Source organism: Streptomyces sp. NPDC093071 (genome assembly GCF_044754545.1).
Lineage (GTDB): Bacteria > Actinomycetota > Actinomycetes > Streptomycetales > Streptomycetaceae > Streptomyces.
In genome coordinates this window covers 237,361-251,163 of the sequence record NZ_JBIVPH010000004.1, presented here as the reverse complement: position 1 = coordinate 251,163, position 13,803 = coordinate 237,361, and the positions used below count along the sequence as shown (strand labels likewise).

At 72.3% G+C, this 13,803-nt stretch carries 17 protein-coding genes; 6 read left to right on the top strand and 11 right to left on the bottom strand.

The window, feature by feature from the left end:
* Window positions 1–32 precede the first annotated feature (32 nt).
* From ACIQD7_RS18050 to ACIQD7_RS18040, 3 genes are all read right to left on the bottom strand, one after another.
* Window positions 33–770 carry a TetR/AcrR family transcriptional regulator gene (locus ACIQD7_RS18050; protein WP_402442660.1) on the bottom strand — a complete coding sequence of 246 codons (738 nt, stop codon included), beginning with the start codon at window positions 768–770 and terminating at the stop codon, window positions 33–35.
* A gap of 10 nt (window positions 771–780) precedes the next feature.
* Window positions 781–1,194, bottom strand: coding sequence for a thiol-disulfide oxidoreductase DCC family protein (locus ACIQD7_RS18045; protein WP_402442659.1), 414 nt, complete (start codon window positions 1,192–1,194; stop codon window positions 781–783).
* Window positions 1,195–1,329: 135 nt separating this feature from the next.
* Window positions 1,330–1,767, bottom strand: coding sequence for a hypothetical protein (locus ACIQD7_RS18040; protein ID WP_121832346.1), 438 nt, complete (start codon window positions 1,765–1,767; stop codon window positions 1,330–1,332).
* Window positions 1,768–1,890: 123 nt separating this feature from the next.
* Here ACIQD7_RS18040 and ACIQD7_RS18035 point away from each other — a divergent pair, with 123 nt between their 5' ends.
* Complete coding sequence (locus ACIQD7_RS18035) at window positions 1,891–2,670, top strand: alpha/beta fold hydrolase (protein ID WP_402442656.1); 780 nt, start codon at window positions 1,891–1,893, stop codon at window positions 2,668–2,670.
* Window positions 2,671–2,742: 72 nt separating this feature from the next.
* Here the strand turns inward: ACIQD7_RS18035 and ACIQD7_RS18030 are convergent, their stop codons facing one another.
* Window positions 2,743–3,963, bottom strand: coding sequence for an MFS transporter (locus ACIQD7_RS18030; protein ID WP_402442654.1), 1,221 nt, complete (start codon window positions 3,961–3,963; stop codon window positions 2,743–2,745).
* 102 nt (window positions 3,964–4,065) lie between these two features.
* Between ACIQD7_RS18030 and ACIQD7_RS18025 the strand changes: the two genes are divergently transcribed.
* A complete protein-coding gene (locus ACIQD7_RS18025) occupies window positions 4,066–4,611 on the top strand; it encodes a MarR family winged helix-turn-helix transcriptional regulator (RefSeq protein WP_402442653.1) in 546 nt (181 codons plus the stop codon).
* Between the two features lie 18 nt (window positions 4,612–4,629).
* On the opposite strand, the gene ACIQD7_RS18020 is transcribed toward ACIQD7_RS18025, so the two are convergent.
* From ACIQD7_RS18020 to ACIQD7_RS17995, 6 genes are all read right to left on the bottom strand, one after another.
* On the bottom strand, window positions 4,630–5,220 hold the full coding sequence (locus ACIQD7_RS18020; protein ID WP_121832350.1) for a hypothetical protein: 591 nt from the start codon (window positions 5,218–5,220) through the stop codon (window positions 4,630–4,632).
* 101 nt (window positions 5,221–5,321) lie between these two features.
* On the bottom strand, window positions 5,322–6,080 hold the full coding sequence (locus ACIQD7_RS18015; RefSeq protein ID WP_015035718.1) for a succinate dehydrogenase iron-sulfur subunit: 759 nt from the start codon (window positions 6,078–6,080) through the stop codon (window positions 5,322–5,324).
* Window positions 6,080–7,834, bottom strand: a complete 1,755-nt coding sequence (gene sdhA, locus ACIQD7_RS18010; RefSeq protein ID WP_121832351.1) for a succinate dehydrogenase flavoprotein subunit — start codon at window positions 7,832–7,834, stop codon at window positions 6,080–6,082. The genes ACIQD7_RS18015 and sdhA overlap by 1 nt, the downstream gene beginning before the upstream one ends.
* A 24-nt stretch (window positions 7,835–7,858) precedes the next feature.
* Window positions 7,859–8,335 carry a succinate dehydrogenase hydrophobic membrane anchor subunit gene (locus ACIQD7_RS18005; protein ID WP_121832352.1) on the bottom strand — a complete coding sequence of 159 codons (477 nt, stop codon included), beginning with the start codon at window positions 8,333–8,335 and terminating at the stop codon, window positions 7,859–7,861.
* A gap of 8 nt (window positions 8,336–8,343) precedes the next feature.
* Window positions 8,344–8,724, bottom strand: coding sequence for a succinate dehydrogenase, cytochrome b556 subunit (gene sdhC / locus ACIQD7_RS18000; RefSeq protein ID WP_073809812.1), 381 nt, complete (start codon window positions 8,722–8,724; stop codon window positions 8,344–8,346).
* Between the two features lie 192 nt (window positions 8,725–8,916).
* Window positions 8,917–9,390 carry a 2-oxo-4-hydroxy-4-carboxy-5-ureidoimidazoline decarboxylase gene (locus tag ACIQD7_RS17995; protein WP_121832353.1) on the bottom strand — a complete coding sequence of 158 codons (474 nt, stop codon included), beginning with the start codon at window positions 9,388–9,390 and terminating at the stop codon, window positions 8,917–8,919.
* Between the two features lie 431 nt (window positions 9,391–9,821).
* On the opposite strand from ACIQD7_RS17995, the gene ACIQD7_RS17990 reads away from it, so the two are divergent.
* The 4 genes from ACIQD7_RS17990 (at window position 9,822) to ACIQD7_RS17975 (ending at window position 12,834) form a co-directional block, all read left to right on the top strand.
* Window positions 9,822–11,441, top strand: a complete 1,620-nt coding sequence (locus ACIQD7_RS17990) for a glycoside hydrolase family 20 protein (RefSeq protein ID WP_402442649.1) — start codon at window positions 9,822–9,824, stop codon at window positions 11,439–11,441.
* A gap of 43 nt (window positions 11,442–11,484) precedes the next feature.
* Window positions 11,485–11,715 carry a FitA-like ribbon-helix-helix domain-containing protein gene (locus ACIQD7_RS17985; RefSeq protein WP_402442648.1) on the top strand — a complete coding sequence of 77 codons (231 nt, stop codon included), beginning with the start codon at window positions 11,485–11,487 and terminating at the stop codon, window positions 11,713–11,715.
* The gene (locus ACIQD7_RS17980; RefSeq protein ID WP_383316851.1) at window positions 11,712–12,131 is read left to right on the top strand and encodes a type II toxin-antitoxin system VapC family toxin; all 420 of its coding nucleotides are present in this window, start codon (window positions 11,712–11,714) and stop codon (window positions 12,129–12,131) included. Before ACIQD7_RS17985 ends, ACIQD7_RS17980 begins: the two co-directional genes overlap by 4 nt.
* Window positions 12,132–12,258: 127 nt before the next feature.
* Complete coding sequence (locus ACIQD7_RS17975) at window positions 12,259–12,834, top strand: hypothetical protein (protein ID WP_402442646.1); 576 nt, start codon at window positions 12,259–12,261, stop codon at window positions 12,832–12,834.
* An 8-nt stretch (window positions 12,835–12,842) separates the two neighbouring features.
* Here ACIQD7_RS17975 and ACIQD7_RS17970 read toward each other — a convergent pair whose 3' ends face one another.
* Window positions 12,843–13,592, bottom strand: a complete 750-nt coding sequence (locus ACIQD7_RS17970; protein ID WP_402442644.1) for a Clp protease N-terminal domain-containing protein — start codon at window positions 13,590–13,592, stop codon at window positions 12,843–12,845.
* Window positions 13,593–13,803 lie beyond the last annotated feature (211 nt).

The window sequence follows — 13,803 nt, the reverse complement described above, 5'->3', positions numbered from 1 at the left end:
GGCGTTTCCCACGGCACGTCCCGTGGCGTTCCCTACGCCTTCCCGCCCGTCCGCTTCGGCTTGCCCGAGGCCGCCATCCCGGCCGCCGTCGGCATGAAGTCGGAGAGCAGCTCGTGGGTCTCCTTGACCAGCGGGCGCAGGATCCGGAAGCGGGAGAGCGAGATCGCGCGGGCGGTGACCGGCGCGAGCCGCTCCACGAGCCGACGGCTGTTGACCGCCCCCTCCGACCGGTCGTACACCCAGAAGAGCACCAGGCCCATCTGCTGGAGCCACAGCAGCTGCGGCAGCGCCTCGGCCAGTTCCGGGTCGGGCTTCACCGAGGCGCCGGAGATGACGCGCCGGTGCACCTCGATCGCCGCCTCGCGCGGCCCCTCCGACTCGGGCGAGAACGGGCTGAGCGGGCTGTCCGGGTCGGCGGCGTTCTTGAAGAACTGGGCCGCGAACTCGTGGTACGGCTCCGCGATGTCCAGCCAGCCGAGGTAGACCCCGCGGATCCGGGTCGTCAGGTCCTTCTCGCCTCCGGCCAGGAGGGGCTCCACGGCCGCCTGGTGCTCCTCGGCGATCCGGTCGTAGAAGCCCTGGACCAGGTGTTCCTTGGAAGAGAAGTAGTAGTACGCGTTGCCGACGGAGACCCCGGCCTCCTGGGCGATGGCCCGCATCGTCGTCTTGTCGTAGCCGCGGTCCCTGAACAGCCGGAGCGCGGTCTCGAGGATGAGCGTGCGGGTCTGCTCGCTCTTGGGGGCCTTCTTCTCTTCCTTCACGTCCTTCACGGGCCCGAGCCTAACCGGGCGGGCCGGGCACCTCGCAGCGCCCGTCCGCGCAGCCGTCCGGTCCGGTGCCGTTCCCGGGTCCCTTGAGGGCCTCGCGCCACTTCGCGGCGGCCAGGACGGTCATCCGGGCGAAGGGCTGCCCGGCGGGGGTGGCCAGCCAGTGGGCCCTGGGCCGGTGCTCGGCCAGTGCCCAGAGGCAGACGATCCAGGCGGCGGTCTCGCGGTAGACCTGGCCCCGGTCCCCGATCACGGTGATCTCCCGCAGGGTGGCGGCGTGGTCGAGGGCCGGGAAGCGGCGCCGGGCCTCCTGGGACCCGGCCGGCACCAGGTCGAGCGGGACGAGCTGCCGCTGCCGCAGCAGCCAGTGCCGCAGGTGCACGCAGAGCGGGCAGTCGGCGTCGTACAGCACGGTCAGGCGCTTCACGGGCGTCCGTACGACGGGGGCCGGCGGTGCGGGAGCCGGTGCGGGGGCCGGGGGTGCGGGGGCCGGCGGTACGGGGTCCGGCGCCGGGGCGCTCCGCTCGGGAGCGCCCCCTCCGGGTGCGGTCGGCACGGCGGTTCAGCCCTGCTGCGGCGCGGGCGGGGCCCAGGGGCCGCCCTTGGGGGGCGCGGTCCAGCCCTGCGGGCCGACCGGCGGCACCTGCTCGCGCTCCATGACCCCGCGCCGGCGGATCTTGTTGAGCACGTAGACGTTCCCGAGGTGCATCACGCCGAGGACGAGCAGCACGACCCCGAGCTTGACGGAGAGGGCCTCGAAGAGGGCCCGGGCGTCGAGGACGGCGGCGTCCTGGCTCAGGTAGAGGGCGACGAAGCCGAAGTTGACGAGGTAGAAGCCGACCACCAGGAGGTGGTTGACGGCCTCCGCGAGCTTCTCGTTCCCGTGCAGGACGTCGGCCAGGAAGATCCTTCCGTTGCGGCTGAGGGTGCGGGCGACCCAGACGGTGAGGGCCACGCTGATCAGCAGGTAGACGATGTACGCGACGACAGTGAGGTCCATGCCCCACCCTCCCTTGAACGCGTTCAAAAGCTGGCGGTCATGACTGTAGACCCCTTCTTGAACGTGTTCAAGTCCTGAGGGGAAGGGATGGCCTTCCCCGCCCCGGACGTCTAGGGTCGCGAGGTGACGCTCTCTCATGACCTGGCCGGAACCGGCCCCTCGACCGTCGTCCTGCTGCACTCCGGGGTCTGCGACCGCCGGATGTGGGACGCGCAGTTCTCCGCGCTCGCCGAGGCGGGGCACCGTGTCGTCCGCTGCGACCTGCGCGGCTTCGGCGAGACCCCGATCGACGCCCCGCACACCCACGCGGAGGACGTCCGGGACCTCCTCGACCACCTCGGCGCCGACCGCGCCGTCGTCGTCGGCTCCTCCTTCGGCGGCGAGGTCGCCCTGGAGTTCGCCGCCCGCCACCCCGGGCGCGTCTCGGCCCTCGCCCTGCTCGGCTCCGGCATACCGGGCATGGAGCCGAGCGCGGAGCTGGAGGCCTGGGGCGACCGCGAGGACGCGCTCCTGGACGCGGGCGACGTCGACGCCGCTGTCGAGCTGAACGTCGACACCTGGCTCGGCCCCGAGGCCGGGGGCGGGGCCCGCGCCCTCGTCCGGGAGATGCAGCGCCGCGCCTTCGAGGTGCAGCTCGCCGCCCCCGAGGAGTACGACCCGGTCGACCCCGAGGTCACCCGGGACGAGATCGCCCGCATCCCGGCCCCCGCCCTGGTGGCCGTCGGCGCCCACGACCTGCCCGACTTCCGGGCCGTCGCCGACGAGCTGACCCGCCTGCTGCCCGCCGCCCGCCGCGTCGACCTCGACTGGGCCGGCCACCTCCCCGCCCTGGAGCGCCCGGAGGAGACCGCCCGCCTCCTCACCGCCTTCCTGGCGGAGGCCCTGGCACCGGCCGCGCCCTGAGCCGCGCCCCCGGGGCCCGTCCGCCGGGCGAGCCCTGAGCCGGACCCCGCGTCCTGAGCCGGACCCCGCGCCCTAGGTGAACTTCCGTACCCCCGGCACCAGCGCCGTCCCCAGGCAGCAGCCGCCCACCACCGCCGCGGCGGCGATCAGGGGCGCTTCGGGGCCCCAGGCCGAGGCGGCGAGTGGGGCCAGGGCGTAGCCGAGCGGCATCGCGGCCAGCGAGAGCAGCCAGTCGTACGAGGTGACGCGGGCGAGCGCGTGGGCGGGCACCGCGCGCTGGACGGCGGTCTGCCAGACCGGCGACAGGAAGCCGAGGCCCGCCTGCGCGAGCCCGTAGGCCGCGATCGTCACCGGCGCGGGCGCGGCCGCGGCGAGCAGGACCAGCGGCAGCGCGTACGTGGCGAGCCCGAGGTTCGCGGTCAGGACCGGGCGCCGGGGGGTGAAGCGGTCGGCGAGCAGCGCCCCGAGGAGGAAGCCGACGGCGCCGACCTGGAGGAGGACGACCCAGGTGGTGCCGCCGCCGAGCCGCTGCACGGCGATCGCGGGCCCGAGGGTCATCAGGACGGCCGCGGCGCCGTTCCAGGCGCTGTGGCCGATCAGGCTGGTCCAGTACCAGTCGCGGGAGCGGACCTCCCGCCAGCCCTCGACGAGGTCGGCGCGGAGCGAACGGCGGGGGATCGGCACCCGCTCCACCCGGACGGCGAGCAGGAGCAGGGCGCTGAGGCCGAAGGTCGCCGCGTCCAGGACGAACGCCCAGCCCGCGCCCACCGTCAGGACCAGCGTGCCCGCGAGCGCCGGGCCCGCGAGCCGGGTGGCGCTCTGGGCCACGCCCATCGCCGCGTTGGCCCGGTGCAGCGCCCCGGCCTCCACCGTGCCCTTCACCAGGGGCGCCACGGTCGGCATGGCGAAGGCCCCGGCGGCCCCGCCGAAGGCCTCCGCGACCGCGAGCACGGCGAGGCTGGGGGAGCCGCCGAGGAGCTGGACGCCGACGAGGAGCTGGGTGGCGCAGCGCACGAGATCGGTGGTCAGGGCGACCGTCCGCGCGTCGAACCGGTCGCCGACGACGCCGCCCAGCGGCAGCAGGAGCAGCTTGGGGACCATCGCGCAGCCCAGCACCAGGGCGAGCGCCGCGGTGGAGCCGGTGGCCTCCAGGACGGCGAGGGCCAGGGCGGCGGGGATGGCGGCGTCGCCGAGGAGGGAGAGGGCGCGGCCGGTGAAGAGGAGCCGGAAGGAGCGGGTGCGCAGGGGGTGGGGGACGGGTGCGGGCGCCGTGGCGGCGGGGGCGGCGGGCATGACCCGAAGAGTATTTCGGCACCGAATGATTCGTCAACGAAATATTAGGAACCGAAGCACCTGGAGGGGTGGACGTGCCCCGTCCCGACGTACGATCGCCCCATGGACCCCACCCCCGCGCCCCCCGCCCCCTCGGAACGGCGCGACTGGACCGACGGGCACGTCGCCCGCTGGCAGCCCGTCCTGCCCGGACTCGACCCCGTCGTCGAGGGCGCGATCACCCGGATGAAGAAGCTCTCGGTCCATCTGCGCCGGGTCAGGGAGCAGTCGCTCGTCGACTTCGACCTGGAGCGCCACGAGTTCGACACGCTCCACAAGCTGGCCGGGCGCGGCGGCAGCGCCGCCCCCTCCGAGCTGGCGCAGGACCTCGACCTGGCCCCCGCCTCCGTCTCGGGCCGCCTCGACGTCCTGGAGAAGCGCGGCTTCGTCCGCCGCACCCAGTCGACCACCGACCGGCGCCGGGTCGTCGTCGAGCTGACCGCCGCCGGCCGCGAGACCTGGCTCGGCGCGATGGACGTCCTCGGCCACGAGGAGTACCGGCTCCTGGGCGTCCTCGGCCCCGAGGAGCGCACCCTGCTCAACGACATGCTGCGCAGGGTCATGGTCGCGGCGGAGTCGGGGGACGCCCCCGACTCCTGGCGCGGCTGACGTCGGCGGAACGGCCCGTCAGACGCTCAGCGAGCGGGCGAAGTTGAGCTGCCCCATCACCCAGTGGATGGTGTCCGGGCCGGTCGCCGGGATCATCGTCGCGTGGTGGCGGCCCCCGCTGGTCACGGTGACCTGGATGAAGCCCGTGGTCTTCTTCTCCTTCATCAGGAGGAACAGCAGACCCACCAGGCACAGCAGCGCGAAGACGATCGCGAGCACGATCGCGGCCGTCGGGATCTTCTCCTCGGTCCGCGACATGTCCATCGCGTTCCACACCGCGCCCTTCAGCGGCATCGCCCCCGCCGGGGTGATGATCTGGTCTCCGACGACCGTGATGTCACCGAGCGCGAGCACCGGCGCGGCCCCGGCCGGCGCCTGCGGGAACGGGTGCGGCACGGGCGGCACGGCCACCCCCTCGGCCAGCGTCGGCTGGTAGCCCGGGGCCTGCGGATGCCCGTACGCCGGGGTCGCGCCGTGCGGATACCCGTAGCCGGGGGCCGCGCCCTGCGGGTATCCGTACCCCGGCGTCCCGGGCGCGCCGCCCTGCCCCGGAGGCTGCCCCGGGCCCCACTTGTACTCGCCCTCCGCGTAAGGGTTCGGCTCGCTCATCAGTCCCCGCTCTCCACAACGACACACGTGCGCGTGCGGACGGAAAAGCCCGCCTCCGCACGCCGAGCGTACAGAAGCGGGCTCAACCGCCGTACCGTGGTTCAGAAGCGACGCGTGATCAGCGCGCGCTTCACTTCCTGGATCGCCTTGGTGACCTCGATGCCACGCGGGCAGGCGTCCGTGCAGTTGAACGTGGTGCGGCAGCGCCACACGCCGTCCTTGTCGTTCAGGATCTCCAGGCGCTGCTCACCGGCCTCGTCGCGCGAGTCGAAGATGAAGCGGTGCGCGTTGACGATCGCGGCCGGACCGAAGTACTGGCCGTCGTTCCAGAAGACCGGGCAGGACGACGTGCACGCGGCGCACAGGATGCACTTGGTGGTGTCGTCGAAGCGCTCGCGGTCCTCGGCGGACTGCAGGCGCTCGCGGGTCGGCTCGTTCCCCTTGGTGACCAGGAACGGCATGACGTCCCGGTACGCCTGGAAGAACGGCTCCATGTCCACGACCAGGTCCTTCAGGACCGTCAGGCCCTTGATGGCCTCGACCGTGATCGGCTTCTCGGGGTTGATGTCCTTGATCAGCGTCTTGCAGGCGAGCCTGTTCTTGCCGTTGATCCGCATCGCGTCCGAGCCGCAGATGCCGTGCGCGCACGACCGGCGGAAGGTCAGCGTGCCGTCGACGTCCCACTTGATCTTGTGGAGGGCGTCGAGCACGCGCTCCTTGGGGTCGATCTCGATCTGGAAGTCCTCCCAGACCGACGCGTCCGACACCTCGGGGTTGAAGCGGCGGATCCGCATCGTGACCGTGATGTACGGGGAGGCGGCGGAGTCCTTCTCGACCTTGTCCAGTACGGGAGTAGCCATCAGTACTTACGCTCCATCGGCTGGTAGCGGGTCGTGACGACCGGCTTGTAGTCGAGACGCACGGTCTCGGAGCCGTCCTTGCCGACCTCGCGGTACGCCATCGTGTGACGCATGAAGTTGACGTCGTCGCGGTTCGGGTAGTCCTCGCGGTAGTGACCGCCGCGGGACTCCTTCCGCGCCAGGGCCGAGACGGCCATGACCTCGGCCAGTTCGAGCAGGTTGCCCAGCTCGATGGCCTCCAGGAGGTCGGTGTTGAAGCGCTTGCCCTTGTCCTGGATGGACACGTTCTCGTAGCGCTCGCGCAGCTCGGCGATCTTCTCGACGGCCGTCTTGATGGTCTGCTCCGTGCGGAACACCATCACGTTGGCGTCCATCGTCTCCTGGAGCTCGCGGCGCAGGTCGGCGACCCGCTCGCTGCCCGTGGAGTTGCGCAGCTTCTCGATCTGCGAGACGACGAGGGACTCCGGGTTCTCCGGCAGCTCGACGAAGTCGGCCTTGGCGGAGTACTCGGCCGCGGCGATGCCGGACCGCTTGCCGAAGACGTTGATGTCGAGCAGCGAGTTGGTGCCGAGGCGGTTGGCGCCGTGCACCGACACGCAGGCGACCTCGCCGGCCGCGTACAGGCCCGGGACGACGGTGGTGTTGTCCGAGAGGACCTCGCCCTCGACGTTGGTCGGGATGCCGCCCATGGCGTAGTGCGCGGTGGGCTGGATCGGGATCGGGTCCGTGTACGGCTCGATGCCGAGGTACGTACGGGCGAACTCGGTGATGTCCGGGAGCTTGGCGTCCAGCTGCTCCGGCGGGAGGTGCGTCAGGTCCAGGTAGACGTGGTCGCCCTCGGGACCGCAGCCGCGGCCCTCGCGGATCTCCGTGTAGATGGAGCGGGAGACGACGTCACGGGACGCGAGGTCCTTCATGACCGGCGCGTACTTCTCCATGAAGCGCTCGCCGTCCTTGTTGCGCAGGATGCCGCCCTCGCCGCGGGCGCCCTCCGTGAGCAGGATGCCCATGCGCCAGATGCCCGTCGGGTGGAACTGGAAGAACTCCATGTCCTCCAGGGGCAGGCCGCGGCGGTAGCAGGCGGCCTGGCCGTCACCGGTCAGGGTGTGCGCGTTGGAGGTCACCTTGAAGAACTTGCCGGTGCCGCCGGAGGCGTAGATCACGGCCTTCGCCTGGAAGATGTGGATCTCGCCGGTGGCCAGCTCGTAGGCGACGACGCCCGCGGAGTGCTTGACCCCGTCGACCTCGGTGATCAGCTGGTCCAGGACGTAGAACTCGTTGAAGAACTCCACGCCCTCCTTGACGCAGTTCTGGTACAGCGTCTGGAGGATCATGTGGCCGGTGCGGTCCGCGGCGTAGCAGGACCGGCGGACCGGGGCCTCGCCGTGGTTGCGGGAGTGGCCGCCGAAGCGGCGCTGGTCGATGGTGCCGTTCGGGGTGCGGTTGAACGGCAGGCCCATCTTCTCCAGGTCGAGGACGGCGTCGATGGCCTCCTTCGCCAGGATCTCGGCGGCGTCCTGGTCGACCAGGTAGTCACCGCCCTTGACCGTGTCGAAGGTGTGCCACTCCCAGTTGTCCTCCTCCACGTTCGCCAGCGCGGCGGCCATGCCGCCCTGCGCGGCGCCCGTGTGGGAGCGGGTGGGGTAGAGCTTCGTGAGCACGGCGGTGCGGCTGCGCTTCGTCGCCTCGATGGCGGCGCGCATACCGGCGCCGCCGGCGCCGACGATGACGGTGTCGTACTTGTGGATCTTCATGAGTGGATTACCTCAGCCCCGTGCCTAGCGGATGTTCGGGTCGAAGGTGAAGATCACCAGCGTGCCCAGAAGGATGGTGAACACCGTGGCGGTGTACAGCAGGCCCTTGAGCCACAGGCGCGTGTTGGCCCGCTCCGCGTAGTCGTTGATGACCGTACGGAGGCCGTTGGCGCCGTGCAGCATGGCGAGCCAGAGCATCAGCAGGTCCCAGACCTGCCAGAACGGGGACGCCCAGCGGCCGGCCACGAAGGCGAAGCCGATCTTGGAGACGCCGCCGTCCAGGAAGAGCTGGATCAGCAGGTGGCCGAGGACCAGCACGACCAGGACGACGCCCGAGAGGCGCATGAAGAGCCACGCGGCCATCTCGAAGTTGCCGCGGGTCGCGCGCGGGGTCTTGCCGGTGCGCTTGCGGGGGGCCTCGATGTACGGCGCGGGGTTGTCCACGTCGTAGTGGGGGGCGCCCTCGACGGGGCCGATCGCGGAGGTGGTGTCAGTCGACATGTCTGGCGTCAGCTCCCGAACAGTTCACGTGCGGCGTGCCCGAGGATGGGGTACAGCGAGCCCGCCATCAGCACGACCCAGATGCCCACGACGGTCCAGAGCATCTGCTTCTGGTAGCGCGGGCCCTTGGACCAGAAGTCCACGGCGATGACGCGGAGGCCGTTCAGCGCGTGGAAGAGGATGGCGGCGACGAGGCCGTACTCAAGGAGAGCGACGATCGGCGTCTTGTAGGTCGCGACGACCTCGTCGTAGGCCTCCGGGGAGACGCGGACGAGAGCGGTGTCAAGGACGTGTACGAACAGGAAGAAGAAGATGAGGACGCCGGTGACTCGATGAGCCACCCAGCTCCACATTCCTTCCCGGCCGCGGTACAGCGTTCCAGCCGGCACGGAAAAACCCTCCGGGAGCGGGGATCAGGGCCGGCCGGCTTCTCTGTCGGTCTGGCCCGGCCGGGTACGGTCCACCGGCCCCGGTCATCGTAGCGACGAGTTGTCGGTTCGCTCGCGCGGGGTCCATAGGTGTGATCAAACAGGCACGGACGGGCTATCGCACGAGCCGGAATCACCGCATTGCGGACGGAATCACGCACCGGAGCGTCGGGACGTGAGCCCCTCGGCCAGCCGGAAGGCGAGCCGGGCGCGGGCGAGCCGGCGCAGTTCCTCGGCCGCGATCACCCGCTCCTCCTCCGGTTCGTTGCCGAGACGTGACCGGATTCCGGCCAGAACCTGGTCGAGCCGCTCCCCGGGACGCACTCCGTCGAGGCTGATCACGAACGCGTGTCCGAAGCTGCTCTCGTACGCGGCGTGCGCGGCCCGCAGCGCGGTCCGGGCGGCCGGCGGGGCGCCGGGGTGCGGGGGCAGGGAGGACTCGGCGGCCAGGGCCCCGTCGAGATCGGCGCGGGACAGGTCGTAGCCGGCCTCGTCGGCGGCGGCGAGCAGCGCGTCGACCGTGGGATAGGGGCGGTGGGCCGCCACCCGTTCGGCCCAGCGGAGGCTGTGGCAGCAGGAGAGCAGCAGGGCCACGGCCTCGGCGGGGGCCGCCGCGTTGAAGCCCACGAGACCGCCGACGTGCCGGGGCGCGGAGTGCTGGACGGGTATGGCGGGGGTGTCCGTGGCGCCCGGCTTCCGGCAGGGGGTGTGGGTGTCGCTGGTCAGCGTGGGCTCCGGTTACTCCGGGACGGGTGGGGTGGGCGTGACGCAACGTTATCGACGGGACGGGGGAAGTGTCCGACGGATGCGCGATTTTCACCCGGAAGGGAGAGTTTCGGAACATCTGATGGACTCCGGGATTCCGGTCGCCCGACCGTGGGTGAACACGGCATGACGATCGTCCCCTTCGTTGCGGCTGCCGCCGTCCTGATGGACGGCATCGGGGGTTCCCGCGTTCCCCCGGCGGCGGATGCGGGGGTTCCGATCTCGCCATCCGGAACGGACCGCCCCGTCGCCCGATTGGCCGGACCCTCATCCGTAGGGGAGGATTCCGATTGATGCGGTACTCCATACGGGGGCCCCGGCGGGGCCCCGCACTCCTGGCGACCTCGGTGGCACTGGCCACGGTGGCGGCCTGCTCCGGCGGCTCCGCCTCGGGCCCGGCCTCCGCCCCGTCCCCCGGCCCGGCCACGAGCGCGTCGCCCACCGGCGCGCCGCCCCCGCCGAGCCCGACGCCGACGCCGACCCGTACGTACCCGCTCTCCAGCGCGCCCCTCACGGTCCCGGCCGTCCGCGCCCACGAGGCCGCCCGGGGTCCCGGCTGGAAGCCGGCGCCCACCGGCGGGGTCGTCATCGCCGCGAACAGCGGGGGCCTCGCGGACGAGGGCAAGCTGATCGCGGGCGAGCTGGGCATCCCCTACCGGGGCGCCGTCGCCGCCGGGCCCGGGGACGTCGAGCTGGCCCTGGGCGGGACGGGCGCCCCCGAGTCGTACACCCTGGCCGTCCAGGGCGGCCGGGTGCGGATCAGCGGGCCCGACGAGGCCGGGGTCTTCTACGGCACCCGCACCCTCAAGCAGTCGGTGAAGGCGACCGGCGCGATGCCCGAGGGGACGGTGAACGACCGGCCGGCCAAGCCGCAGCGCGGGCTGAACGTCGACACCGCCCGCAAGCACTTCACGGCCGCGTGGATCGAGGACCGCATCCGGGAGATGGGCGACCTCAAGCTCAACCAGCTCGGACTGCACTTCTCCGACGACCAGGGTTTCCGGATCGAGTCCGACAGCCACCCCGAGGTGGTCTCGGCCCAGCACCTCACCAAGGCCGAGGTGCGGCGGATCCTCGCCCTGGCCGCCGAGCGGCACGTCACCGTCGTCCCCGAGATCGACTCCCCGGGACACCTCGGCGCGGTCATCGCCGCCCACCCGGACCTCCAGCTCCGCAGCGCGAGCGGCCGGGCCCCGCGCGGCGCCGTCGACATCGCGAACCCGGCGTCGGCGAAGATCGTCGACGACCTGCTGCGCGAGTACGCCCAGCTCTTCCCCGGCGCGTACTGGCACCTCGGCGCCGACGAGTACGTGGCCCTCATGGCGAAGGACCCCGAGGCCACGTACCCGAAGCTGGCGCGGGCGGCGAAGGCGAAGTACGGGCCCTCGGCCCGGGTCCAGGACCTGGCCACCGGCTGGCTCAACGACCGCGCCGCCGTGGTCCGCCCCACCGGCAAGACCCTCAAGGCCTGGAACGACGGCTTCTTCACGGGCGGGGTCGTGAACGCGGCTGAGGACCTGGAGGTCGAGTACTGGACGGGCAAGGAGATCGGCGCCCGGCCGCCCGTCTCGTACCTGAGCCAGGGCCGGAAGATGGTCAACCTCAACGACGAGTACCTCTACTACGTCCTCGGCGAGCCCAACGACTTCGCGTACCCCACCGGCCGCCGGATCTACGAGCAGTGGACCCCGCTCGTGGTGCGGGGCACCACCCCCGTCCCGGCGAAGTACGACCCCCAGATCCTCGGCGCCCGCTTCGCCGTCTGGTGCGACCTGGCGAACTCCCAGACCCCGGCCCAGGTGGCGGCGGGCATCCGCCTCCCCCTGGCGGCCCTCTCCCAGAAGGTCTGGAACCCGACGAAGCCGACGGCGAGCTGGGAGCGGTTCAGGGCGCTGGCGGAGCGGGTCCGGTAAGCGGCTGCTATCGATCTGCTAGCAGTGCGACTAAAGTGGTCGCATGGCCACTCTCTATGTACGAGACCTGTCCGAGGAAGCGCTGACCGAGCTGAAGATAAGGGCCGCCCGCAACCGGCAGTCCCTCCAGGCGTACGCCCGCACCCTGCTGGAGCAGGAGGCCGCCACCCCCTCGCTCGACGACGTGGTCGCCCGCATCCGGGAGCGGGTCACGGCCCGGCTGTCGACGGACGACGTGCTCGACGAGCTCGACCGGGGAAGGCGACGCGAGTGATCGTCGTGGACGCCGGCGCGCTCGTCATGCTGCTGGCCGACGCGGGCCCGGTCGGCGCGGCGGTGCGGGAGCGGGTCAAGGGGGAGCGGCTGCTCGCCCCGCACCTCGTCGACATCGAGGTGACCTCGGCCCTGCTGGGCCGGCACCGGGGCGGCAAGCTGACCGACCGCGAGCTGGGCGACGCCTGCGCGGCCTTCGCGGAGCTGCCGCTGCGCAGGTCGGAGCACCTCCCGCTGCTGCCCAGGGTGCGCGAGCTGTACGCCAACCTCAGTGCTTACGACGCCCTGTACGTGGCGCTCGCGGAGGGGTACGACGTTCCGCTGGTGACCAGCGACGGCCGGATCCGGGACGGAGCCCGGGCCACCCGGGCCACGTGCCCGGTCGAGGTGTTCAACGAGAAGGCCCTCGGACTGTGATCGCCTCGTACCCCTAGGCAACGAGCCGACCCCACTGGCATGATTCCGGCCACACAGTGACGAAAAGGCGACTCCCCGCCACGTAAGGGGAACCGCCGCGTCCGCATCGGGTGGCGAGGAGGCGTCCATGACGTCGGGGAAGCCGGAGAACGACCGGAGTCTGCGGGAGCTGATCGACGGGGCCGACGAGCGGGGACTGGCCGCGGCCGGCCTCGCCTGTCTCGACCGCTGCCTCCCGCTGCTCGACGCCGACCGGAGCGACGCCCTGCGCCCCGCCTGGGCGGCCGTCGCGCGCGCCGACGGCGGGGCGTGGGGCGAGGCCGTCGCCAAGGCCCGCGTCGAGCTGGACGCCGGGGACGGCGAGGACGCGGCGGAGGCCGTGCGCGGGATGCTGGCGTCCGCCCCCGCGGAGTGGTCGGCGGAGTCCCTGCGCGCCTGGGTCGGCACCTGCTCCGGCACCGCCCTCGCCCTGCACGGACGGTACGACGCGGCCGGCGCCGACGAGGACCTCGTCGAGCGCTGCCGCGCCGGGGACGCCGACGGTGCGGGCCCGCTGCTCGCCGGGGAGCTCCGCCGCCAGCGGGCCGTCCTCGAATCGGTCGCCCACGGCCCGACCGGACTGCGCCGGGCCCGCGAGCTCTCCGTCGAGGGCGGTCGGGTGCTGCGCGCGGTCGTCTCGCGCCGGGCCCGCACCACCGCCTGAGGGGACGGTCAGGCCCCCGGCTCCGCCTCGGGGGCCCGGACCGCGATCGAGGCGACCGCCTCGGAGATCTCCCGCTCCGCCGTCGCCTTGTCCAGGCCGAGCCCGCTCAGCACGCCCTCGCCGTCCTCGTGCTCCAGGAGCGCGAGCAGGACGTGTTCGGTGCCGACGTAGTGGTGCCCGAGGCGCAGGGCCTCGCGGAACGTCAGCTCCAGGACCTTCTTCGCCGCCGCGTCGTACGGAACGAGCGTGGGCGGCTCGGCGACGGCCGGCGGCAGGGTCGCGGCCGCGGCCTCGCGCACCCGGTCGAGGGGCACGCCCCGCGAGGCGATCCAGTGCGCCGCGAGCCCCTCGGGCTCGGCGAGCAGGCCGAGCACCAGGTGGGAGGGGGTGATCTCGGCGTTGCCGACGGCGGTGGCCTCGTTCTGGGAGGCCATGACCACGTTCCGCGCGCGGGGCGTGAAGCGGTTGAACCCGGCGTTCGGGTCCATCTTCTCGGCGTCCGGGTCCTTGGGCACGAACCGCTTCTGCGCGGCCTGGCGCGTGACGCCCATGCTGCGGCCGATGTCGGTCCAGGAGGCGCCGGAGCGCCGGGCCTGGTCCACGAAGTGGCCGATGAGGTGGTCGGCGACGTCGCCGAGGTGGTCCGCCGCGATGACCGCGCCGGAGAGCTGCTCCAGGGCGTCCGGGTGGACCTTCTTGATGGCTTCGATGAGTTCGTCGAGACGGATGGGAACGGTCGGACCGACTGGATTCGTCATGAGGCAACCCTAGGTTGACACCTCAGGGATGTCAACCGTTGGTTGACATGCGGGAGGGCGCACCGCGCCCGGGAGGGTCCGGAGGCCGGAAAAAGGGGAAAGGGGAGGGGAAAAGGAGAGACGACCGGGGCCGCCACCCCCCACAGGAGAGGCCCCGGTCGTCCTCCACGGAGCCGCAGCACGGCTCCGTACTCCTTTCAGCGCCGGGAGT